The sequence below is a fragment of the Pseudomonas sp. MWU13-2862 genome (assembly GCF_023242495.1).
GTDB classification, from domain to species: Bacteria; Pseudomonadota; Gammaproteobacteria; order Pseudomonadales; family Pseudomonadaceae; genus Aquipseudomonas; species Aquipseudomonas gingeri_D.
The window spans coordinates 50,956-70,283 of record NZ_JALMEZ010000022.1 but is presented as its reverse complement, the minus strand read 5'-3'; the positions used below and the strand labels follow the sequence as shown (position 1 = coordinate 70,283).

At 64.5% G+C, this 19,328-nt stretch carries 20 protein-coding genes; 9 read left to right on the top strand and 11 right to left on the bottom strand.

Annotated elements, in window-relative coordinates:
- From M5C56_RS29890 to nrdR, 8 genes are all read right to left on the bottom strand, one after another.
- Positions 1 to 504 carry a phosphatidylglycerophosphatase A gene (locus M5C56_RS29890; RefSeq protein WP_103497107.1) on the bottom strand — a complete coding sequence of 168 codons (504 nt, stop codon included), beginning with the start codon at positions 502 to 504 and terminating at the stop codon, positions 1 to 3.
- Positions 501 to 1,466, bottom strand: coding sequence for a thiamine-phosphate kinase (gene thiL, locus M5C56_RS29885; protein WP_103497106.1), 966 nt, complete (start codon positions 1,464 to 1,466; stop codon positions 501 to 503). Before thiL ends, M5C56_RS29890 begins: the two co-directional genes overlap by 4 nt.
- 18 nt (positions 1,467 to 1,484) lie before the next feature.
- Positions 1,485 to 1,985: a transcription antitermination factor NusB gene (nusB, locus tag M5C56_RS29880; RefSeq protein WP_177101688.1), complete on the bottom strand. Its 501-nt coding sequence runs from the start codon at positions 1,983 to 1,985 to the stop codon at positions 1,485 to 1,487.
- Complete coding sequence (gene ribE / locus M5C56_RS29875; protein WP_040071241.1) at positions 1,982 to 2,458, bottom strand: 6,7-dimethyl-8-ribityllumazine synthase; 477 nt, start codon at positions 2,456 to 2,458, stop codon at positions 1,982 to 1,984. Before ribE ends, nusB begins: the two co-directional genes overlap by 4 nt.
- Before the next feature lie 91 nt (positions 2,459 to 2,549).
- On the bottom strand, positions 2,550 to 3,641 hold the full coding sequence (gene ribBA, locus M5C56_RS29870; RefSeq protein WP_103495557.1) for a bifunctional 3,4-dihydroxy-2-butanone-4-phosphate synthase/GTP cyclohydrolase II: 1,092 nt from the start codon (positions 3,639 to 3,641) through the stop codon (positions 2,550 to 2,552).
- 31 nt (positions 3,642 to 3,672) lie between these two features.
- The gene (locus M5C56_RS29865) at positions 3,673 to 4,335 is read right to left on the bottom strand and encodes a riboflavin synthase (RefSeq protein ID WP_103495556.1); all 663 of its coding nucleotides are present in this window, start codon (positions 4,333 to 4,335) and stop codon (positions 3,673 to 3,675) included.
- Between the two features lie 45 nt (positions 4,336 to 4,380).
- Positions 4,381 to 5,520 carry a bifunctional diaminohydroxyphosphoribosylaminopyrimidine deaminase/5-amino-6-(5-phosphoribosylamino)uracil reductase RibD gene (ribD, locus tag M5C56_RS29860; RefSeq protein ID WP_103495555.1) on the bottom strand — a complete coding sequence of 380 codons (1,140 nt, stop codon included), beginning with the start codon at positions 5,518 to 5,520 and terminating at the stop codon, positions 4,381 to 4,383.
- Positions 5,517 to 5,981 (bottom strand): transcriptional regulator NrdR, encoded by a 465-nt coding sequence (gene nrdR / locus M5C56_RS29855; protein WP_177101692.1) that lies wholly within the window; start codon positions 5,979 to 5,981, stop codon positions 5,517 to 5,519. Before nrdR ends, ribD begins: the two co-directional genes overlap by 4 nt.
- A gap of 141 nt (positions 5,982 to 6,122) precedes the next feature.
- Between nrdR and M5C56_RS29850 the strand changes: the two genes are divergently transcribed.
- Genes M5C56_RS29850 through trxA form a run of 3 tightly spaced genes read left to right on the top strand, consistent with a single transcriptional unit; the run spans position 6,123 to position 8,167 of the window.
- The gene (locus M5C56_RS29850; RefSeq protein WP_103495553.1) at positions 6,123 to 6,581 is read left to right on the top strand and encodes a hypothetical protein; all 459 of its coding nucleotides are present in this window, start codon (positions 6,123 to 6,125) and stop codon (positions 6,579 to 6,581) included.
- Complete coding sequence (locus tag M5C56_RS29845; protein ID WP_103495552.1) at positions 6,578 to 7,264, top strand: 50S ribosomal protein L11 methyltransferase; 687 nt, start codon at positions 6,578 to 6,580, stop codon at positions 7,262 to 7,264. The genes M5C56_RS29850 and M5C56_RS29845 overlap by 4 nt, the downstream gene beginning before the upstream one ends.
- Positions 7,265 to 7,294: 30 nt before the next feature.
- Positions 7,295 to 8,167: a thioredoxin gene (gene trxA, locus M5C56_RS29840; RefSeq protein ID WP_103495551.1), complete on the top strand. Its 873-nt coding sequence runs from the start codon at positions 7,295 to 7,297 to the stop codon at positions 8,165 to 8,167.
- 97 nt (positions 8,168 to 8,264) lie between these two features.
- Here trxA and M5C56_RS29835 read toward each other — a convergent pair whose 3' ends face one another.
- The gene (locus tag M5C56_RS29835; RefSeq protein WP_103495560.1) at positions 8,265 to 8,615 is read right to left on the bottom strand and encodes a hypothetical protein; all 351 of its coding nucleotides are present in this window, start codon (positions 8,613 to 8,615) and stop codon (positions 8,265 to 8,267) included.
- A 135-nt stretch (positions 8,616 to 8,750) separates the two neighbouring features.
- Here M5C56_RS29835 and M5C56_RS29830 point away from each other — a divergent pair, with 135 nt between their 5' ends.
- From M5C56_RS29830 to M5C56_RS29810, 5 genes are all read left to right on the top strand, one after another.
- Complete coding sequence (locus M5C56_RS29830) at positions 8,751 to 9,362, top strand: DUF2796 domain-containing protein (protein ID WP_103495550.1); 612 nt, start codon at positions 8,751 to 8,753, stop codon at positions 9,360 to 9,362.
- 130 nt (positions 9,363 to 9,492) lie between these two features.
- A complete protein-coding gene (locus tag M5C56_RS29825; RefSeq protein ID WP_100944382.1) occupies positions 9,493 to 10,203 on the top strand; it encodes an ABC transporter ATP-binding protein in 711 nt (236 codons plus the stop codon).
- Between the two features lies 1 nt (position 10,204).
- Positions 10,205 to 11,470: an ABC transporter permease gene (locus M5C56_RS29820; protein ID WP_100944381.1), complete on the top strand. Its 1,266-nt coding sequence runs from the start codon at positions 10,205 to 10,207 to the stop codon at positions 11,468 to 11,470.
- Positions 11,471 to 11,478: 8 nt separating this feature from the next.
- Positions 11,479 to 12,012 carry a DUF3299 domain-containing protein gene (locus tag M5C56_RS29815; protein ID WP_103495549.1) on the top strand — a complete coding sequence of 178 codons (534 nt, stop codon included), beginning with the start codon at positions 11,479 to 11,481 and terminating at the stop codon, positions 12,010 to 12,012.
- A gap of 258 nt (positions 12,013 to 12,270) precedes the next feature.
- A complete protein-coding gene (locus M5C56_RS29810) occupies positions 12,271 to 12,954 on the top strand; it encodes an OmpW family outer membrane protein (RefSeq protein ID WP_103495548.1) in 684 nt (227 codons plus the stop codon).
- 75 nt (positions 12,955 to 13,029) lie between these two features.
- On the opposite strand, the gene M5C56_RS29805 is transcribed toward M5C56_RS29810, so the two are convergent.
- Together M5C56_RS29805 and M5C56_RS29800 are read right to left on the bottom strand one after the other, a co-directional pair.
- Positions 13,030 to 13,959 (bottom strand): NAD-dependent epimerase/dehydratase family protein, encoded by a 930-nt coding sequence (locus M5C56_RS29805; RefSeq protein WP_103495547.1) that lies wholly within the window; start codon positions 13,957 to 13,959, stop codon positions 13,030 to 13,032.
- On the bottom strand, positions 13,952 to 14,836 hold the full coding sequence (locus M5C56_RS29800) for a sugar nucleotide-binding protein (RefSeq protein WP_103495546.1): 885 nt from the start codon (positions 14,834 to 14,836) through the stop codon (positions 13,952 to 13,954). Before M5C56_RS29800 ends, M5C56_RS29805 begins: the two co-directional genes overlap by 8 nt.
- Before the next feature lie 180 nt (positions 14,837 to 15,016).
- Between M5C56_RS29800 and M5C56_RS29795 the strand changes: the two genes are divergently transcribed.
- Positions 15,017 to 19,327, top strand: coding sequence for a DEAD/DEAH box helicase (locus M5C56_RS29795; RefSeq protein ID WP_103495545.1), 4,311 nt, complete (start codon positions 15,017 to 15,019; stop codon positions 19,325 to 19,327).
- The last annotated feature ends 1 nt before the right edge of the window (position 19,328 follow it).

The window sequence follows — 19,328 nt, the reverse complement described above, 5'->3', positions numbered from 1 at the left end:
TCAGCTAAAGAGGTGCACCAGCCCTTGCATGGCCAACCAGGCAAAAACCCCGGCCAGGACGTCGTCGAGCATGATGCCGACACCGCCATGGACATGCCGGTCGATCCAGCGGATCGGCCAGGGCTTGAGGATGTCGAAAAAGCGGAACAGCGCAAAACCCGCCAGCAACCAGTACCAACCGTCCGGCGCCAGCCAGAGGGTGATCCACATCCCGACCATCTCGTCCCAGACGATGCCTTCGTGGTCGTGTACCCGCAGATCGTTGGCGACCTTCCCGCACAGCCAGAAGCCGAACAGCATGGTGACGCCAAGCATCAGCCAGTAGCCCCAGTCGGGCAACATCTGCCATAACGGTATAAAGGGTAGCGCAACCAGCGAGCCCCAGGTGCCCGGCGCCTTGGGCAAGGTCCCGGAACCGAAGCCGAAAGCCAGGAAATGCCAGGGATTGCGCCACACAGAGGGCGGCACGAACTCGGCCGGGACCTGCTTGGGATAATCTGTCACGGTGTCTCCGGAAAATGTTGGTAGCCCCTGCGTGCCGGCGTGATATCGCGGCCGACGCTGTCCAGCAGGACCACGCCCTGCCCGGCCACCACCTGTCCGATCACCCGCACCGAGCCGTGCACCGCCAGCAACCCGGGCAACTCGGCAGGTGGCAGGGTGAAGGCCAATACGTAGTCATCGCCACCGCTGAGGGCCGCCTCGCGGGCGTCGTCCTGGCCGAGAAAGGCCAGCAGCGCCGAAGACAAGGGCAGCGCGTCGCGCTCCACCTGCAATCCGACGGAGGATGCCGCCGCGATATGTCCGCAATCGGCCAATAACCCGTCGGAGATATCCAGTGCCGAGGTCGCCTTGTTGCGCAGGAACTGACCCAGTACCAGTTGCGGCTTGGGCGACCAGTAGTGGTCCAGCAGCGGCCCGGCAATCGCCGAATCCGCCGTACACTGCCCCAGCACCAGCGGCAAGGCACCCGCCGCATTGCCCAGCTCGCCGCCGACACACAGCAGGTCGCCGACCTGTGCGCCGCTGCGGGTCAGCGCCTGGCCCGTCGGCACACGGCCGAATACCGTCAGCGTCAGGCACAGCGGCCCACGGGTGGTGTCGCCGCCCACCAGGCGCAAGTCGCAGTGTTGTGCCATCAGGTTCAAGCCACGGGCGAAAGCCTGCAACCAACCGGCATCGTTGTGCGGCAAGGTCAGGGCAAGGGTAAAGGCCAGGGGCGTGGCGCCCATGGCGGCCAGGTCACTGGCGGCAACAGCCAGCGCGCGCTGGCCGAGCAGGAAAGGGTCGCAGGGATCGGCGAAATGCACACCGGCCACCAGGGTGTCGGTGGAAATCGCCAGTTGCTCCCCGGCGGGGACGCTCAGCAGGGCGCAGTCGTCGCCGATGCCCAGGGCAACACCCTCGCCGGCCTGTGCACAGGGCGCGGCGGCGAAGAAATTGCGGATCAGCTCGAACTCGCCCATGCACAGGTCAAGCGCGGATCAGCGCTTGAACGCCTTTACTTCAGCTTCACGCAGGCGCGGCGCCAGTTTGTCGAGCACGCCGTTGACGAACTTGTGACCGTCGGTGGAACCGTAGACCTTGGCCAGTTCGATCCCTTCGTTGATCACCACGCGGTAGGGCACGTCGACGCGCTTGAGCAGTTCCCAGGTGGACAGGCGCAATACCGCCAGCTCAACCGGATCCAGTTCTTCGATCTCGATATCCAGGCACGGCTTGAGAACGGTGTCGATCTCGCTCTTGAACTGCGGAACGCCGTGGAGGATTTCACGGAAGTAGGCGCCGTCGACGTCACTGAAATCGTTGTCGACCCGGAACTGCGCTTCGATCTCGTTCAGCGACTGCTTGGCCATGTGCCACTGGTACAGGGCCTGGGTCGCGAGCTGACGGGCTTCGCGACGCTTGACGCTTTTGGAAGGCTTGCCGGCGCCTTCAGGCTTCGGATCGCGCGGGTTGAAACGATCGCTTTCGTCGCTAATCACACAGCCTCCAATTGCGCCAGCAAGCTGACCATTTCCAGGGCGGAAAGGGCGGCTTCGGCGCCTTTGTTGCCGGCTTTGGTGCCGGAACGTTCGATGGCTTGTTCGATGGAGTCAACGGTCAGCACGCCGAAGGCCACTGGCACGCCGAATTCCATGGAGACCTGGGCCAGGCCCTTGGTGCATTCGCCGGCCACGTATTCGAAGTGCGGAGTACCGCCACGAATGACCGCGCCGAGGGCGATGATCGCCGAGAAGTCGCCTTTCTGGGCGACTTTCTGCGCCACCAGTGGGATTTCGAAGGCACCCGGTGCGCGGATGATAGTGATGTCGCTTTCGCTGACACCGTGGCGAACCAGGGCGTCAACGGCGCCGCTCACCAGGCTTTCGACAACGAAGCTGTTGAAGCGGCCGACCACCAGGGCGTAACGGCCTTTGGGGGCGATGAAGGTACCTTCGATGGTCTTCAGGGTCATTCGACAATTCTCTTAAAGAGCCGGGGCGCGCCTAGTACGCGCCCCTCAGGGATATTTGAACCGCGAATCAAGGGCCGCGAGCAGCCAGTCTTTATTCGGAGGGCACGTATTCTACTACTTCCAGGTCGAAACCGGATATCGCATTAAACTTCATCGGCGCACTCATCAAGCGCATTTTCCGCACGCCCAGGTCCCGCAGGATCTGCGAACCGGCACCGACGATGCTGTAGGTGGTCGGTTTTTTCGCCGGCACCTGCTCGGCGGTCTCACGGATATGCGCCAGCAGGACGTCGCCATCCAGCGGATGACCGAGCAACAGCACCACACCGCTGCCGGCCTCGGCCACCGCGGCCATGGCCGCGCGCAGGCTCCAGCGCCCGGGTTGCTTGACCATCAGCAGGTCACGCAGCGGGTCCATGTTGTGCACCCGCACCAGGGTCGGCTCTTCGGCGCAGAAGCTGCCCAGGGTCAGGGCCATGTGCACGTCGCCTTCCACCGAATCACGATAGGTCACCAGGTTGAAATGCCCCAGTTCGCTGTCCAGCGGCTGCTCGGCAATCCGCTGAACGGTACGCTCGTGAATCATCCGGTAGTGGATCAGGTCGGCAATGGTGCCGATCTTGATGTTGTGTTCGGCGGCGAAGGTTTCCAGTTCGGCGCGACGGGACATGGTGCCGTCATCGTTCATCACCTCGCAGATCACCCCGCTTGGCTCGAAACCGGCCATGCGCGCCAGGTCGCAGGCGGCTTCGGTGTGGCCGGCGCGGGCCAGGGTGCCGCCGGGCTGGGCCATCAGCGGGAAGATATGACCAGGGCTGACGATGTCTTCAGCCTTGGCGTCCTTGGCCGCGGCCGCTTGCACGGTGCGGGCGCGGTCGGCGGCGGAGATGCCGGTGGTCACCCCTTCGCTGGCTTCGATCGACACGGTGAACTTGGTGCCGAAACCGGAACCGTTGCGCGGCGCCATCAGCGGCAGCTTGAGCAGTTCGCAACGCTCGCGGCTCATCGGCATGCAGATCAGGCCACGGGCATGCTTGGCCATGAAGTTGATGTGTTCGGCCTGGCAGCATTCGGCGGCCATGATCAGGTCGCCTTCGTTCTCGCGGTCTTCGTCATCCATGAGAATGACCATCTTGCCCTGGCGAATGTCTTCGACCAGTTCTTCAATCGTGTTGAGCGCCACGCGGCACCCTCCTTCTTTCAAAATTTGAGTGTCAGGATTTGAGGTAGCCGTTGGCGGCCAGGAAACTTTCGGTAATACCGCCGCTCGACGGTTCCGCGGCCTTGTCGCCCAGCAGCAGGCGCTCCAGGTAACGGGCCAGCAGGTCGACTTCGAGGTTGACCTCACGGCCTGGACGGTAGTCGGCCATGATGGTTTCAGCCAGTGTGTGTGGGACGATGGTCAGTTCGAACTCGGCGCCGTTCACGGCGTTGACCGTCAGGCTGGTGCCGTCGACGGTGATCGAGCCCTTGTGGGCGATGTACTTGGCCAGGTCTTTCGGCGCGCGGATACGGAACTGGATGGCCCGGGCGTTTTCTTCACGGGCGACGACTTCGCCGACACCGTCGACATGGCCGCTGACCAGGTGCCCACCCAGGCGGGTGGTCGGGGTCAGGGCTTTTTCCAGGTTGACCCGGCTGCCGGCCTTCAATTGGTTGAAGGCGGTGCAGTCCAGGGTTTCACGGCTGACGTCGGCCCAGAAGCCGTCGCCCGGCAGCTCGACGGCGGTCAGGCAGACGCCGTTGACCGCGATGCTGTCGCCGAGCTTGACGTCGGCCAGGTCCAGCTTGCCGGTTTCCACGTAGACGTGGACGTCGCCGCCCTTGGGGTTCAGGGCACGGATACTGCCGATGGATTCGATAATGCCGGTAAACATGAAGTCCTCCTCGAGAACAGGCCCGCGCGTGGCGCAAGCCAAAAATTATACGCCGGGTGCGGGATCAGGTATTGCGGTGACTCGCCAGTCACTACCGACAGCGCGCATTTCGGTGATTTTCAGCCGCGGCGCCTGGTTCATCCGCTCCAACGGCCAGTCCAACAATGGGCGCGCCGTGGAGCCGAGAAACCGACCGGCGACAAACAATTGGTATTCGTCCACCAGGCCTTGCCGGGCAAAGGCGCCCGCCAGACGTGGGCCGGCTTCCACCAGCACTTCGTTGATGCCACGGGCGGCCAGTTCCGTCAGCAACCGGCGCAGGTCGACATGACCTTCGGCGCCGGGCACTTCCAGCAATTCATGGCCCAGGGCTTGATAGCGTTCGGCGGCACCCGGAACGCAGGTCACCACCAAGGCAGGACCTGCCGTGAAGAACGGGGCATCCAGCGGCACCCGCAGGCGACCGTCGATCAACACCCGCAGGGGTGGACGGCGTTCGGCCAGGGCGGTCAGTTCGGGATCGAGGCCCAGCTCGGCGGGGCGTACGGTCATCCGCGCATTGTCCGCCAGCACGCTGTCGGCGCCGGTCAGCACCACGCTGGCCTGGGCCCGCAGGCGCTGCACGGCGGAACGCGCCTCGGGGCCGGTGATCCACTGGCTTTCGCCGCTGGCCATGGCGGTGCGACCGTCCAGGCTCATCGCCAACTTGACCCGCACAAACGGCACGCCGTGTTCCATGCGCTTGAGAAAACCCTGGTTCAGCGCCCGCGCTTCACCTTCCAGCACACCGCTGTGTACGGCGATGCCGGCATCGGCCAGGCGCTTGAGGCCGCGACCGGCAACTTCCGGATTGGGGTCCTGCATGGCCGCGACCACCCGCCCCACGCCGGCCTTGACCAGCGCATCGGCACACGGCGGTGTACGGCCGAAGTGGCTGCACGGCTCCAGGGTCACGTAGGCCGTGGCCCCGCGAGCGTTTTCGCCCGCCTCGCGCAAGGCATGCACCTCGGCATGGGGTTCGCCGGCACGCACGTGCCAGCCTTCGCCGACCACCACGCCCGCCTGCACGATCACACAGCCGACCCGTGGGTTCGGGTGCGTCGAGTAGCGGCCCTTGCGGGCCAGCTCCAGGGCACGGGCCATGTAGTGGGCGTCGAGGACGGCCTGCTCGGTGGAAAGGCTCATTCTTTGGCGGGCTCGCGGGCAAGGCGGTCGATCTCTTCGCGGAACTCGTTGAGGTCCTGGAAGCGGCGATAGACCGAAGCGAAACGGATATAGGCGACTTCATCGAGTTTCTGCAACTCGGTCATCACCAGTTCACCGACGACCAGCGACTTGACCTCGCGCTCGCCGGTGGCCCGCAGCTTGTGCTTGATGTGCACCAGTGCGGCCTCCAGGCGTTCGACACTGACCGGGCGCTTTTCCAGCGCGCGCTGCATGCCCGCGCGGAGTTTTTCTTCGTCGAAGGGTTGGCGGCTGCCGTCCTGTTTGATCAGGCGTGGCAGGACCAGTTCGGCGGTCTCGAAGGTGGTAAAACGTTCACCGCAGGCCAGGCATTCGCGCCGGCGGCGCACCTGCTCGCCCTCGGCGACCAGACGCGAGTCGATGACTTTGGTGTCGTTGGCACCGCAGAAGGGACAGTGCATGGTGGCAGGCAACAAAAAATGGGAGGGCCATGGTAGCGCATCCCCGTGGCAAGACAAGCCATAGGGTTTGCGGTATACAGTCGCCCGACTACCTTTTATCCATAGAGATGCACCGGATTTCGTCTTGCGTTGGAGCCGTTCATGTCAGTACGACCGCTTGTTTTGCTCAGTCTCGCCGGCCTCCTGGCCGCTTGCGGCAGCCCGCCGCCCAAGCCTGCTCCGGTGGCACCGGCCCAACAGCAGACGAGCAAACCGGTCAGTCCCTATGAAGAGCTCGGGCCCTTGCCCGCTTTTCAACGTGAATTGAGCGGCACCTTGCAGGGCGTGCCCAAGGGCGCGGAGGTGGAACTGGCGCTGTTGGTGATTGACGAGCGCGGTCGTCCGCAGCAATTGCTGGCCAGCAGCAAGATCAACGGCACTGGCCAGATCCTGCCGTTCCGCCTGCGCTTCAACCCGGAAGTGTTCCCGGTGGGCAGCCGCGTGGAATTGCGCGGGCGGGCCAGCCTGTCCGGGCAATTGATCCTGCATCTGCCATCGCGAAGTATCACCGAACCGACCACCCAGGCCCTGGGCCAGTTGCAATTTTTTACCGCGCCATGAGTGCACCGCCAGGCCTGCAACACTCCTTGAGCGAGTTGCTGGGCGATGCGCAATTGGTGGCCTGTGAGTTGCCAGGGACCGCATTGCAGTTGTGGCTGATCGACGCGCACAACATGGATCGCGCCTTTACCCCCGAGGAAACCCGGCGAATCCTCCATGAGCCGCCCTACTGGAGCTTCTGCTGGGCGAGCGGCCTGGCCATGGCCCGCTACCTGGCTGAAAACCCCCACTGGGTGGCGGGCAAGCGGGTGCTGGATTTCGGCGCCGGCTCCGGCGTGGCGGCAATTGCCGCAGCCCGGGCCGGGGCAATCGAAGTGGTGGCTTGCGACCTCGACCCGCTGGCCCTCGCGGCCTGCCGGGCGAATGCCACGCTCAACGGCGTGGAGCTGAGCTACAGCGAGGACTTCTTTGCCGAGAGCGATCGCTTCGACCTTATCCTGGTGGCGGATGTGCTCTATGACCGGGAAAACCTGCCATTGCTCGATCAGTTTCTCAGTCGCGGCCAGGAGGCCTTGGTGGCCGATTCACGGGTACGGGATTTCCGTCATCCGCTGTATCGCCGCCTGGAAATGCTCGAAGCCTTCACCCTGCCGGACCTGGCGGAGCCGGAAGAGTTTCGCCATGTCAGCCTTTACCATGCTCAGCGTCAGCCTGCTTCCGGCCATCGGGCCCAGGCTTTATAGTGGCTCCATTCCCCGTTTTCCGAGATTCCGATGACTCAGCCCTCCCCCTACATTTTCGACGCCACCACCGCTGACTTCGACCAGTCGGTAATCGAGAACTCGTTCCACAAGCCGGTGCTGGTGGACTTCTGGGCCGAGTGGTGCGCCCCCTGCAAGGCCCTGATGCCGATGCTGCAACAGATTGCCGAGAGCTATCAGGGCGAACTGCTGCTGGCCAAGGTTGATTGCGATGCCGAGCAGGACATCGTCGCCCGCTTCGGCATTCGCAGCCTGCCCACCGTGGTGCTGTTCAAGGACGGCCAGCCGGTTGACGGTTTCGCGGGTGCCCAGCCGGAATCGGCGGTGCGCAAACTGCTTGAACCCCATGTGCAGATGCCACCGCCGGCGGAGGCCGATCCTCTTGAACAGGCCGAAGCACTGTTTGCCGACGGTCGGATCGGCGATGCCGAAGCTGTGCTGAAGGAACTGCTGGGTGAAGACAACAGCAACGCCAAGGCGCTGATCCTTTATGGCCGTTGCCTGGCCGAGCGCGGTGAGTTGGGTGAAGCCCAGGCAGTGCTGGACGCCGTGAAGAGCGACGAGCACAAGGCCGCGCTGGCCGGGGCCAAGGCGCAGTTGACGTTCTTGCGTCAGGCGGCTGACCTGCCGGAGGTCGCTGACTTGAAAGCGCGCCTGGCGCAAAACCCACAGGATGACGAAGCGGCTTATCAGTTGGCGGTACAACAACTGTCGCGCCAGCAGTACGAAGCGGCACTGGAGGGTTTGCTCAAGCTGTTTACCCGTAATCGCGGTTACAGCGAAGGCCTGCCACACAAGACCTTGCTGCAGGTGTTCGACCTGCTGGGCAACGACCATCCGCTGGTGACCACCTACCGTCGCCGGCTGTTTGCTGCGTTGTACTGACCTTGTGGGGAGCTGGCTTTGTCTGTGAAGAGGCCCTTGAGGCCGTCAACAGCTTCGCGGGCAAGCTCCGCTCCCACACTCAAAGACTGTTCCGCCCTCAGGCCTCGATCCAGCTGTAAAGCGGCGAATCCGTTCCGCTCAGCACCTTGACCTCGCTGCAATGACGCAAGCGCACCAACAGGCGCTTGGCCGCCGCCGTGCTCCCCGCCAACGCTTCCAACTGCCCGAGCAACTGCGGCCCGTCGATCTGCCCGGCCTGGCGCACCAGGTCCCTGGCCGTCTGCCACAGCGCGTCGTCCTGGCTCACCGGCCTTGCCGCTACCGTAGCGCCCGACTCGGCCGGCACCGTCACCTGCAACTGCGCCCCCAAGCGCGCCCAGTCGCTCTCATCCAGCTCTACCGTCAAATCCACCGGCCATTGGCCAATGGTGCCTCGAATTCGCACCATGATGCTCACCTCGCGATTGCAGGCGCCCATGCTCCCACGCGTCACCCGAGACGCCAAGTCGGTGGCCGAACAAGCCATAAATTGTTATAAGATCACATAACAAAACACCCTTGTTGCCGTTCCTGGAGAAACGCCATGCGCCACCTGCTGCTCGCCCTGCCTTTTGCCCTGCTCCCGCTGGTTGCCGCCCAGGCCCATGAAGCCCACGAACATGGCAGCCTCGGTGCCCACGAGCACGGCGTTGGCCGGCTGAACGCCGCGCTGGACGGCCAGACCCTGGAACTCGAACTGCAAAGCCCGGCGATGAACCTGGTGGGCTTCGAACACCCGGCCACCAGCGACGCCGACAAGGCCAAGGTCGCCGCCGTACGCGCGCTGCTGGACAAGCCGCTGGAGCTGTTCAACCTGCCGAAAGGCGCCGGTTGCGTAGTGGCCAACCAGGAACTGGAAAGCCCGCTGTTCGGCGATCCGGCGCCTGAAGAGGCCGATGACGATGATGACGACGATCACGCTCCGGAGGCCGCCGCCGGCACCCAACCCGCCGTGGCCGAGCATCATCACGATCACAGCGAGATCCACGCCCACTACCAGTTCACCTGCACCACCCCGGCCGCGCTGAAGACCCTGGACCTGGGCCAGGTGTTCAAGACGTTCCCGGCTACCCACAAGATCCAGGTGCAGTTGATTTCCGGCAGTGGTCAACAAGGGGTTGACGTCACGCCTGAGGCTGCCACCCTGAAATTCTGATCGACCTCAATCCTTGTGGAATCCGGCTTGCCGGCGATGATCGATAACGCGGTCTGCATGAAGCACTGCGCCGCCCGCATCGCCGGCAAGCCGGCTCCTACAAGAGCACACCACCTGTGAATCGGCCTTTATGACCCAAGCACTTATCGAACTGTCCGACCTGGGCTTCAACTGGCCCGGTCATCCGCAGTTGCTGGACATCCCGGCGTTCCGCCTGGAACCGGGCGAAACGCTGTTCCTCAAAGGCCCCAGCGGCAGCGGCAAGACCACCTTGCTCGGCCTGCTCGGCGGCGTGCAGAAACCCAGCCGCGGCAGCATCCGCCTGCTCGGCCAGGAACTCACCGAACTGGGCGCCGGTGCCCGCGACCGTTTTCGCGTCGATCACACCGGTTATATTTTCCAGCAGTTCAACCTGTTGCCGTTCCTCTCGGTACGCGAGAACGTCGAGCTGCCTTGCCACTTTTCCAAACTGCGCGCCAGCCGCGCAATCCAGCGCCACGGCAGTGCCGACCAGGCCGCCGCGACCCTGCTCGCTCACCTCGGCCTGAGCGATCCGGCCCTGCTGGAACGGCGCGCCGACTCGCTGTCCATCGGCCAGCAGCAACGGGTCGCCGCCGCCCGCGCGCTGATCGGCCAACCCGAACTGGTGATCGCCGACGAACCGACTTCAGCGCTGGACTACGATGCCCGCGAAGCCTTTATCCGACTGCTGTTCGCCGAATGCCGCGAAGCCGGTTCCAGCCTGCTGTTTGTCAGCCATGACCAGAGCCTGGCGCCGCTGTTCGATCGTCACCTGTCGCTGTCCGAATTGAATCGCGCGGCCACGCCCGCGGAGGTCTGAGATGTATCTGTTTCGTCTGGCCCTGGCCAGCCTGGCCAACCGCCGCTTCACCGCCCTGCTCACGGCCTTCGCCATCGCCCTGTCGGTCTGCCTGCTGCTGGCCGTGGAGCGCGTGCGCACCGAAGCCCGCGCCAGCTTCGCCAGCACCATCAGTGGCACCGACCTGATTGTCGGCGCCCGCTCCGGCTCTGTGAACCTGCTGCTGTACTCGGTGTTTCGCATCGGCAACGCCACCAACAACATCCGTTGGGACAGCTTCGAGCACTTCGCCAATAACCCGAAAGTGAAGTGGGCGATCCCGATGTCCCTCGGCGACTCCCACCGCGGCTACCGCGTACTGGGCACCAGCGAGGCCTATTTCGAGCATTACCAGTACGGCCACCAGCAGAACCTGCAACTGGCCGAAGGCCGCCCGTTCGCCACCGATCCGTTCGAGGTGGTGCTCGGCGCCGAAGTGGCCGACGCCCTGCACTACAAGCTTGGCGACAAACTGGTGCTGGCCCATGGCGTAGCCGCCATCAGCCTGGTCAAGCATGACGACAAGCCCTTCACCGTGGTCGGCATCCTCAAGCGCACCGGCACGCCGGTGGACCGCACGCTGCATATCAGCCTCGGCGGCATGGAGGCGATCCATATCGACTGGCACGATGGTGTACCGGCCCACGGTGCCGGGCGCATCAGTGCCGATCAAGCCCGCAATATGGACCTGACGCCGCAAGCCATCACCGCCTTCATGCTCGGCCTCAACAACAAGGTCTCGACCTTCGCCCTGCAACGGGAGATCAATGAATTCCGGGGCGAGCCGATGCTGGCGATCCTCCCGGGCGTGGCCTTGCAGGAGCTGTGGAGCCTGATGGGCACGGCGGAAAAGGCGTTGTTCGTGGTGTCACTGTTTGTGGTCCTGACCGGGTTGATCGGCATGCTCACGGCGATCCTCACCAGCCTCAACGAGCGGCGCCGGGAGATGGCGATCCTGCGCTCGGTGGGCGCGCGGCCTTGGCATATTGCCAGTCTGCTGATACTGGAAGCCTTTGCCCTGGCGTTGTCCGGGGTGGTGGCCGGGGTCGGCCTGTTGTACCTGTGCATCGCCCTGGCCCAGGGATATGTGCAGTCGAATTACGGGCTGTACCTGCCGCTGTCCTGGCCAAGCGAATATGAATGGACGCTGCTCGGCGGTATCCTCGTCGCCGCCCTGTTGATGGGCAGCGTGCCGGCGTGGCGCGCCTATCGACAATCCCTGGCCGATGGCCTGTCCATCCGTTTATGAGTGTTGCGATGAAGAATAAAGTCCTGGCCGCTGTGCTGCTGGCGCTGTCCGTGGTGACGGCCACGCCGTTGTGGGCCGATGACAAGCCCAAGGAACTGGCCTGGCAGGACATGATTCCGCCCGATGCGCCGCCGGAAATCCCGCAGATGACGCCGCTGCATGACCTGTCGAAAATCGGCAGCATGAACATCGAGGCGGCACCGGCGGCCAAGCAGTCGCTGCCCGATGCGCCGGTGGTCAAGGCGCTGGACGGCCAGCATGTGCGCCTGCCGGGGTATATCGTGCCGTTGGAAGTCAGCGAGGAAGGGCGGACCACGGAGTTTCTGCTGGTGCCGTACTTCGGCGCCTGCATCCATGTACCGCCGCCGCCGTCAAACCAGATCGTGCATGTGACCAGTGAGCTGGGGGTCAAGGTCGACGAGTTGTACCAGCCGTACTGGATCGAGGGTGACATGCAGGTCAAGCAGAGCACCAGCGACCTGGCGGATGCGGGGTACAGCATGGAGGCGCAGAAGATCTACGTGTACGAATTACCGGAGTAAGGCTGGTCGCCCAGCGGTGCCTGGTCGGACCTCTTCGCGGGCAAGCCCTGCTCCTACAGGATTAGGATCTGATCAAGGTTTTGTGACCGACATGAAACTGTAGGAGCAGGGCTTGCCCGCGAAGAGGCCGGCAGGCCCCCACAAAAGTTCCCGACTCGCCCCCGCCATTGGCCTTTCATTGAGCTGAGTCAACGACCGGCCCGGGGCGCTCATTACCATTGGACACAGTGAATTCAAAACGTCCTTTGGAGCCCCCCCATGCACAAGTCCCTGCTCAGCGCCTCTCTCGTTGCGCTTGCACTCGCCGCGCCCCTCGCCCACGCCCACCAGGCCGGTGATTTCATCGTCCGCGCCGGTACCGCCACCGTCGCACCGAACGACAGCAGCGGCGACCTGAAGCTCGACGGCACTCGAATCTCCGGCACCAAGGCCACGGTGGACAGCGACACCCAGTTGGGCCTGGCCTTCGCCTACATGTTCACCGACCATATCGGCCTGGAACTGCTGGCCGCAACGCCTTTCCACCACGAAGTCGCCGTCAAGGGCCTCGGCCCGGCGCTGGACGGCAAGCTGGGGGATATCAAGCAACTGCCACCGACCCTGTCGCTGCAGTACTACCCACTGGATGCCACCTCGAAGTTCCAGCCTTACGCCGGTGTCGGCATCAACTACACCATGTTCTTCGGTGAAGACCTGACCAGCAAGCGCAAGGATGAAGGCTTCAGCAACCTGAAGCTGCAGAACTCGGTAGGCCTGGCCGGTCAACTGGGCTTCGACTACATGCTCACTGACCGCATGCTGCTCAACGCCTCGGTCTGGTACGTGGACATCGACACCAAGGCCACCGTCGACGGGCCGAGCGCCCTGGGCGTCGGCCAGACCAAGGTGGACGTGAAAGTCGATCCATGGGTCTACATGGTCGGTATCGGCTATAAATTCTAAGCAAAACCGGCTTTCCATCACCCCATGAAAAAGGCGCCTCGATCAGGCGCCTTTTTTCATTTCGGGTGATCGACTTCAGCGCCCCAGCAAACGCGCCAGGCCGACACTCATGGGCGTCGGCTCGGCCAGCTCGAAACGCTCCAGCATCCGCTGGTTATTCGCCCGCGAATGGCGAATATCGCCAGAACGCGCCGGCTCGTAGGTCACCGGCGGCAGTGCGCCGACCACCTCGCCCAGCGCCGTCAGCACCTGCCTGAGCGTCGTAGCCCGGTTCAGGCCAACATTGATCGCGCCTTCCTGCACCTGCGGTGCCTCAAGCGCCTGCAGCAGGATCTGCACCAGATCACCGACGTAGATAAAGTCCCGGGTCTGCTCGCCATCGCCGAAGATGGTGATCGGCAAACCCTTCAACGCCCGCTCACAGAAAATACTGATCACCCCGGAATACGGCGAGGACGGATCCTGGCGCGGCCCGAAGACATTGAAGAAACGGAAGATCACCGGTTCCAGGCCATGCTGGCGGCGGTAGAAGTCCAGGTACTGCTCGCTGGCCAGCTTGTCCGAGGCATAGGGCGTCAGCGGGGCCTTGGTGGTGTCCTCGACAATGGACTCGCCTTCGCCATTATTGCCGTAGACCGCCGCGCTGGAAGCGAACAACACCCGCTTGACGCCCGTCTGGCGCATGGCCTCGCAAACATTCAGCGTGCCGATGAAATTGCTCTGGTGGGTCCGCACCGGGTCCTCCACCGAAGCCTGCACCGAAGCCACCGCCGCCAGGTGCACCACGGCCTGACAACCACGCATGACTTGTGTCACCAAGGCGGCATCGGCCACATCGCCCTCAATCAGTTCGACCCGCGGATTGTCCAGGGCCAGGTTGCCGCGTTTGCCGGTGGATAGGTCATCGAGGATACGCAGCGAGTAACCTTGCTCCAGCAGTGCTTCGGCCAGGTTCGAGCCGATGAAGCCGGCGCCGCCGGTGATAAGAATGGGGGCATCAGCCATGACGATAGAACCTGTCGAGTAGCGCCGGCAACCCCGCACGCCAGGCGCGCGGCTTGATGCCGAAGGTATGGAGGATTTTCTTGCAGGCCAGCACCGCGTGCTGCGGCTCTTCCGCCGCATCTGGACGCGCGGCATGAGCCTGGGCGGTAGGCGCCTCGATCGCCAGCGGGTGCAACTGCCGGGCTTCTGTGAGAATCGCCTGCCCCAGGGCCAGCGGCGTGGTCGCCTCGTGGCCGGCGTAGTGGTAGGTGCCCCACAGCGGCGCGGCACAATCGAGTTGCTTGAGCACCGAGATGATCACCCGGGCCGCGTCGTCCACGGGCGTCGGGTTGCCACGTCGGTCATCGGCCATCAGCAGTTCGTCGGGTTTCTCGGCCCGGGCCAGGAAACGTCCGAGGGTGCCCTCGGTACTGTCGTCGAGCAACCAGCCGAAGCGCAGCAACACATGTTGCGGGCAGGTGGCGCGCACGCTCTGCTCGATCCGCCACAACGCCTGGCCACGCAGCCCCAGAGGAACGGGTTCGTCTTTTTCGCTGTAGGCGGTGGCCCGCGAGCCGTCGAACACCCGATAACTGGAAGGTTGCAGCAGGATGATGTTGTGGTGCTGGCAAAGTTCGGCCAGCCGCTCGACCGCGCGCTCCTGGTCGGCCAGGCGCGCCTCGCCGACCGTCTCCGCCTGGAACCAGTCGAAGTAGAAGGCGAGGTTGATCAACGCATCCGGACGGGTGTCGTCGAGCAGTTGCGTGAGGCTCGCGGCATCCCAGCCATCTTGTGGCGGACGGGGGGCGAGGAAACCGATGTCTTCCTCCGCACCGAGGCGAATCAGCGCCTGCCCAAGGGCATTTCCGCCGCCCAGTAACATAAGGCGCATTCGCATAGAGTCAGCAGGCCCAGGTCTGTTCAGAACGATGGTGATTGGCGGCCAGCTTGTGGCCGACCGCTGGCAATAGCCAGAATCCTTGCATTTTGCGGGTTTTGCGCGCAACCGTCACGGATAAAGTGCCAGAGAGCGCCCATCGGCTTGCAACTTGGGCCGGACGACCGCATAAATAAACCCATGAATCTTCCCGAATCGGCCCATGACGCCCTGGCAGGTTTCCACCCGGCCGTCAGCGCCTGGTTTCGCAACACCTTCCCGGACGTGACCGGCGCCCAGGCCCGCGCCTGGCCGTTGATCCGCCAGCGCCGCTCGACGCTGATCGCCGCCCCCACCGGCTCGGGCAAGACCCTGACGGCCTTTCTCGCGGTGATCGACGACCTGGTTCAGCAGGGTCTGGCCCAGGGCGGCGAACTGCCGGACGAAACCCTGATCGTCTATGTCTCGCCACTCAAGGCGCTGTCCAACGATATCCGCATCAACCTGCAGGACCCGCTGGCAGGTATTACCGCGCAGCTTGAACGCCTGGGCCTGCCGCCGCTCTCAATCACCACCGCGGTGCGCACCGGCGACACCCCGCAGAACGAGCGTACGCGCCTGCGCAAGACCGCGCCGCATATCCTGGTGACCACGCCGGAATCGCTTTATGTGCTGCTCGGCTCCGATTCCGGCCGACGCATGCTGGGCACTGTTCGTACGGTGATCGTCGACGAGATCCACGCCATCGCCGCCAGCAAGCGCGGCAGCCACCTGGCCCTGAGCCTGGAGCGTTTGCAGGCATTGTGTGGCGAGTCGTTGCTGCGTATCGGCCTGTCGGCCACGCAAAAGCCCATCGATGCGGTGTCGCGTTTTCTGGTGGGCAGAGGTCGCGCCTGCGAAATCATCGATATCGGCCACGCCCGTCCCCGGGACCTGGGCATCGAGGTGCCACCGGTGCCGCTGACGGCGGTGATGGCCAACGATGTCTGGGAGCTGGTCTACGAACGCCTGGCCGAACTGGCCCGGCAGCACCGCACCACGCTGATTTTCGTCAATACCCGACGCCTGGCCGAACGCCTGGCCCGGCACTTGAGCGAGCGCCTGGGCAAGGAGGCGGTGGCCGCCCACCATGGCAGCCTGGCCAAGGAACAGCGCCTGGATGCCGAACAACGGCTCAAGCGCGGCGAACTGCAGGTGCTGATCGCCACCGCCTCGCTGGAACTGGGGATCGATATCGGCGAGGTGGAACTGGTCTGCCAGATCGGCTCGCCACGCTCCATCGCGGCCTTTCTGCAACGGGTCGGACGCTCCGGCCACCAGGTCGGCGGCACGCCCAAGGGTCGGCTGTTCGCCACTTCGCGGGACGAACTGATCGAGTGCGCCGCCCTGCTCGACTGCGTGCGCCGGGGTGAACTGGATACCTTGCTGATTCCCCGCGCTCCGCTGGACGTATTGGCCCAGCAGATCGTCGCCGAGGTCAGTTGCCAGGAATGGCAGGAACAGCCGCTGTTGGAATTGATCCGCCGGGCCGCGCCCTATGCCGAGCTGGACGAGGCCCACTATCAGGCGCTGCTGCGGATGCTCGCCGAAGGGTTCAACAGTCGACAGGGTCTGCGCAGCGCCTATATTCACCGCGATGCCCTGAACCAGAGCCTGCGCGGCCGCCGTGGCAGCCAACTGACCGCCCTCACCAGCGGCGGGACCATCCCGGACAACGCCGACTACAGCGTGCTGCTCGAACCCCAGGCCCTGAATATCGGCACGGTGCATGAGGACTTCGCGGTGGAAAGCATCGCCGGCGATGTGTTCCAGCTGGGCAACAGTTCCTATCGCATCCTGCGGGTCGAGACCGGCAAGGTGCGGGTCGAGGATGCCCACGGCCAGCCGCCGAGCATTCCGTTCTGGCTCGGCGAGGCACCGGGGCGCAGTGCAGAGCTGTCCTTCGCCGTGGCGCGCCTGCAGGCCCATCTGGATAAATTGCTGGGCGCCGCACCGGGAGACTTGCAGCCGAGCCTCGACTGGCTGCGCCAGACCCTCGGCCTGGACCCGGCCAGCGCCGAACAGATCGTCGAGTACCTGGCCCGCGCCCGCCAAAGCCTCGGTGCCCTGCCCTCGCAGGACACCCTGATCATGGAGCGTTTCTTCGACGAGTCCGGCGGCACCCAGTTGGTGATCCACACACCGTTCGGCAGCCGGATCAACCGCGCCTGGGGCCTGGCCTTGCGCAAGCGTTTCTGCCGCACCTTCAACTTCGAATTGCAGGCTGCCGCCAGCGAAGACGCCATCGTGCTGTCGCTGTCCACCAGCCACAGCTTTGCCCTGGACGAGGTCTGGCGTTACCTCAACAGCCGCACGGCCGAACACATCCTGATCCAGGCCGTGCTCGACGCCCCTTTATTTGGCGTGCGCTGGCGCTGGAATGCCGGGGTCGCGCTGGCGCTGCCGCGTTTTGTCGGCGGACGCAAGGTGGCGCCGCAGATCCAGCGGATGAAAAGCGAAGACCTGACCGCCTGCGTATTCCCGGACCAGATCGCCTGCCTGGAAAACCTTGCCGGCGAGCGCGAGATTCCCGACCACCCGCTGGTGGAACAGACCCTCGACGACTGCCTGCACGAGGCCATGGACTGCGAAGGCTGGCTGGCCCTGTTGCGGCGCATGGAGGCCGGCGACGTGCGGCTGATCGCCCGCGACCTGCCGGCGCCCTCGCCCCTGGCGGCGGAAATTCTCAGCGCCCGGCCGTACACTTTTCTCGACGACGCGCCGCTGGAAGAGCGTCGCACCCAGGCGGTGCTGAACCGTCGCTGGAGCGATCCCACCAGCACCGACGACCTCGGCGCCTTGGATGCCGAAGCCATCCGGGCCGTGACCGAGGAAGCCTGGCCCGCACCGAACGGCGAGGATGAAATGCATGAGGCGTTGATGAGCCTGGCGGCGATCACCGAGGCCGAAGCCCAGGCCAATCCCTCGTGGTCAGCCTGGCTGGCGGCGCTCGCGGTACAAGGTCGCGCCACACGTTTGCAAGTCGATAAATCCCACGCACTGTGGACCGCCCTGGAACGCCTGACCTGCCTGCAAGCACTTTATCCACAGGCGTTGCGGAACCCGCCCTTGCAACCGCCAGTGGGTTTCGATCAGCCGTGGGAGGCCGATGAGGCTGCCGTCGAGGTGGTCCGCGCCCGCCTCAGCGGTTTTTCCCCGCTGACGTTGCCCGAGATCGCCGAGCCCCTGGCGCTCTCCAGCGCCACACTGACCCAGGCCCTGGCGAAGCTGGAAAGCGAAGGTTATGTGCTGCGGGGTCAGTTCAGTCCGGGGGCACCTCGGGAACAGTGGTGCGAACGTCACCTGCTGGCGCGCATCCACCGTTACACGGTCAAGCGCCTGCGCCGGGAAATCGAGCCAGTGGCGGTGCAGGACTTCATGCGTTTCCTGTTCGACTGGCAACACCTTTCCCCCGCCTGCCAGGGCCAGGGCAGCGCGGCCCTGGCGATGATCGTCAGCCAGTTCGAAGGATACCCGGTTGCCGCCGGGGCCTGGGACAGCGATGTGCTGGCCGCGCGGATCAAGGAGTATTCGCCGGGCTGGCTGGATGAGTTGTGTCGCTCGGGCAAGCTGGTCTGGGCCCGCCTCAGTGCCCGTGGCAAAAGCGCCAGCGCGGCCTCGCGCAGTACGCCGGTGGTGTTGCTGCCCCGAGGCCAGGTCGCGCTGTGGAGCAGCCTGGCGGAACAGACGGCGGTGGAAGAGTTGTCGCCGCGCACGCAAAAGGTTCATGCCGCGCTGACGCAACAGGGCGCGCTGTTTTTCGATGAGTTGCTGCACGAGGCGCATCTGCTGCCCACCGAGCTGGAAACCGCCTTGCAGGAGTTGGTCGGCGCCGGTTGGGTAAATGCCGACAGCTTTGCCGGCTTACGGGCGCTGATCACTCCGGCCAGTAAACGCCAGGCCCGCAGTGCTCGGCGTGGGCGTGGGGCGTTTGTCGGCGGGATGGACGATGCCGGACGCTGGGCCTTGCTGCGGCGCTCCGCAGTAGTCGTGCCGGCTGGTGGTCAAGTGCCTGCCGAAACCCTGGAACATATCGCCATGACCTTGCTGCGGCGTTACGGCGTGGTGTTCTGGCGCTTGCTGGAGCGTGAGGCGGACTGGTTGCCGAGTTGGCGGGAATTGCTGCGTACCTTTCATCGATTGGAAGCCCGCGGCGAGATTCGTGGTGGGCGTTTTATCAGCGGTCTGGCGGGTGAGCAGTTTGCCTTGCCGGAGGCGATTCCGTTGTTGCGCGAAGTGCGTCGGCGCCCGGCGGACGGTAGCCTGATCACGGTGTGCGGCGCCGATCCGTTGAACCTGGCGGGGACCTTGTTGCCGGGGAGCAAGGTGCCGGCACTGGCGGGGAATCGCTTGGTGTATCGCGACGGTGTTCCGGCTGCGGCAGAGATCGCCGGGCAGCAGTCATATTGGCTGGAACTGGATCAGGTGGCCGCTGCCGAAGTCCGAAAAAAACTGACCCAGTACCGTCTCTGAA

Coding starts and splice junctions, on each gene's coding strand:
- M5C56_RS29825 (WP_100944382.1), top strand. CDS start 9,493: ATGACCCAAGCACTTATCGAACTGTCCGACCTGGGCTTCAACTGGCCC.
- M5C56_RS29865 (WP_103495556.1), bottom strand. CDS start 4,335: ATGTTTACCGGCATTATCGAATCCATCGGCAGTATCCGTGCCCTGAAC.
- M5C56_RS29845 (WP_103495552.1), top strand. CDS start 6,578: ATGAGTGCACCGCCAGGCCTGCAACACTCCTTGAGCGAGTTGCTGGGC.
- ribD (WP_103495555.1), bottom strand. CDS start 5,520: ATGAGCCTTTCCACCGAGCAGGCCGTCCTCGACGCCCACTACATGGCC.
- M5C56_RS29830 (WP_103495550.1), top strand. CDS start 8,751: ATGCGCCACCTGCTGCTCGCCCTGCCTTTTGCCCTGCTCCCGCTGGTT.
- M5C56_RS29820 (WP_100944381.1), top strand. CDS start 10,205: ATGTATCTGTTTCGTCTGGCCCTGGCCAGCCTGGCCAACCGCCGCTTC.
- M5C56_RS29815 (WP_103495549.1), top strand. CDS start 11,479: ATGAAGAATAAAGTCCTGGCCGCTGTGCTGCTGGCGCTGTCCGTGGTG.
- ribE (WP_040071241.1), bottom strand. CDS start 2,458: ATGACCCTGAAGACCATCGAAGGTACCTTCATCGCCCCCAAAGGCCGT.
- nrdR (WP_177101692.1), bottom strand. CDS start 5,981: ATGCACTGTCCCTTCTGCGGTGCCAACGACACCAAAGTCATCGACTCG.
- trxA (WP_103495551.1), top strand. CDS start 7,295: ATGACTCAGCCCTCCCCCTACATTTTCGACGCCACCACCGCTGACTTC.
- M5C56_RS29835 (WP_103495560.1), bottom strand. CDS start 8,615: ATGGTGCGAATTCGAGGCACCATTGGCCAATGGCCGGTGGATTTGACG.
- M5C56_RS29800 (WP_103495546.1), bottom strand. CDS start 14,836: ATGCGAATGCGCCTTATGTTACTGGGCGGCGGAAATGCCCTTGGGCAG.
- M5C56_RS29850 (WP_103495553.1), top strand. CDS start 6,123: ATGTCAGTACGACCGCTTGTTTTGCTCAGTCTCGCCGGCCTCCTGGCC.
- thiL (WP_103497106.1), bottom strand. CDS start 1,466: ATGGGCGAGTTCGAGCTGATCCGCAATTTCTTCGCCGCCGCGCCCTGT.
- M5C56_RS29810 (WP_103495548.1), top strand. CDS start 12,271: ATGCACAAGTCCCTGCTCAGCGCCTCTCTCGTTGCGCTTGCACTCGCC.
- M5C56_RS29795 (WP_103495545.1), top strand. CDS start 15,017: ATGAATCTTCCCGAATCGGCCCATGACGCCCTGGCAGGTTTCCACCCG.
- M5C56_RS29805 (WP_103495547.1), bottom strand. CDS start 13,959: ATGGCTGATGCCCCCATTCTTATCACCGGCGGCGCCGGCTTCATCGGC.